Source organism: Lactobacillus gallinarum (genome assembly GCF_002160635.1).
In the GTDB taxonomy this organism is placed as follows: Bacteria; Bacillota; Bacilli; order Lactobacillales; family Lactobacillaceae; genus Lactobacillus; species Lactobacillus gallinarum.
The window spans coordinates 1-1,763 of sequence record NZ_NFKZ01000062.1 but is presented as its reverse complement, the minus strand read 5'-3'; the positions used below and the strand labels follow the sequence as shown (position 1 = coordinate 1,763).

Annotated in this window: 1 rRNA gene; it reads left to right on the top strand. The window is 51.7% G+C overall.

What is annotated here, in order from left to right:
• Positions 1-92 precede the first annotated feature (92 nt).
• Positions 93-1,656: ribosomal RNA gene (locus B5E95_RS10245) — 16S ribosomal RNA — on the top strand.
• Positions 1,657-1,763: the final 107 nt, after the last annotated feature.

Here is a 1,763-nt window from a genome sequence, read left to right as displayed (position 1 = left end):
AACCCAAACAAGAAGCGAAGTCAATTCGCAAGCAATAAATTTGAGACAAAGATCTTAAATAATCGAATGAGCAATCATTCAAACTTAAATTTCAAAATGAGAGTTTGATCCTGGCTCAGGACGAACGCTGGCGGCGTGCCTAATACATGCAAGTCGAGCGAGCAGAACCAGTAGATTTACTTCGGTAATGACGCTGGGGACGCGAGCGGCGGATGGGTGAGTAACACGTGGGGAACCTGCCCCATAGTCTGGGATACCACTTGGAAACAGGTGCTAATACCGGATAAGAAAGCAGATCGCATGATCAGCTTATAAAAGGCGGCGTAAGCTGTCGCTATGGGATGGCCCCGCGGTGCATTAGCTAGTTGGTAAGGTAACGGCTTACCAAGGCGATGATGCATAGCCGAGTTGAGAGACTGATCGGCCACATTGGGACTGAGACACGGCCCAAACTCCTACGGGAGGCAGCAGTAGGGAATCTTCCACAATGGACGCAAGTCTGATGGAGCAACGCCGCGTGAGTGAAGAAGGTTTTCGGATCGTAAAGCTCTGTTGTTGGTGAAGAAGGATAGAGGTAGTAACTGGCCTTTATTTGACGGTAATCAACCAGAAAGTCACGGCTAACTACGTGCCAGCAGCCGCGGTAATACGTAGGTGGCAAGCGTTGTCCGGATTTATTGGGCGTAAAGCGAGCGCAGGCGGAAGAATAAGTCTGATGTGAAAGCCCTCGGCTTAACCGAGGAACTGCATCGGAAACTGTTTTTCTTGAGTGCAGAAGAGGAGAGTGGAACTCCATGTGTAGCGGTGGAATGCGTAGATATATGGAAGAACACCAGTGGCGAAGGCGGCTCTCTGGTCTGCAACTGACGCTGAGGCTCGAAAGCATGGGTAGCGAACAGGATTAGATACCCTGGTAGTCCATGCCGTAAACGATGAGTGCTAAGTGTTGGGAGGTTTCCGCCTCTCAGTGCTGCAGCTAACGCATTAAGCACTCCGCCTGGGGAGTACGACCGCAAGGTTGAAACTCAAAGGAATTGACGGGGGCCCGCACAAGCGGTGGAGCATGTGGTTTAATTCGAAGCAACGCGAAGAACCTTACCAGGTCTTGACATCTAGTGCCATCCTAAGAGATTAGGAGTTCCCTTCGGGGACGCTAAGACAGGTGGTGCATGGCTGTCGTCAGCTCGTGTCGTGAGATGTTGGGTTAAGTCCCGCAACGAGCGCAACCCTTGTTATTAGTTGCCAGCATTAAGTTGGGCACTCTAATGAGACTGCCGGTGACAAACCGGAGGAAGGTGGGGATGACGTCAAGTCATCATGCCCCTTATGACCTGGGCTACACACGTGCTACAATGGGCAGTACAACGAGAAGCGAGCCTGCGAAGGCAAGCGAATCTCTGAAAGCTGTTCTCAGTTCGGACTGCAGTCTGCAACTCGACTGCACGAAGCTGGAATCGCTAGTAATCGCGGATCAGCACGCCGCGGTGAATACGTTCCCGGGCCTTGTACACACCGCCCGTCACACCATGGAAGTCTGCAATGCCCAAAGCCGGTGGCCTAACCTTCGGGAAGGAGCCGTCTAAGGCAGGGCAGATGACTGGGGTGAAGTCGTAACAAGGTAGCCGTAGGAGAACCTGCGGCTGGATCACCTCCTTTCTAAGGAAGCGAGAGTGATGGAGAGTAGAGATACTAAGAGAAGTCACTTAAGCAAGCGGAAGCACACTGAGAAACTTTGTTTAGTTTTGAGGGTAGTACCTCAAAGA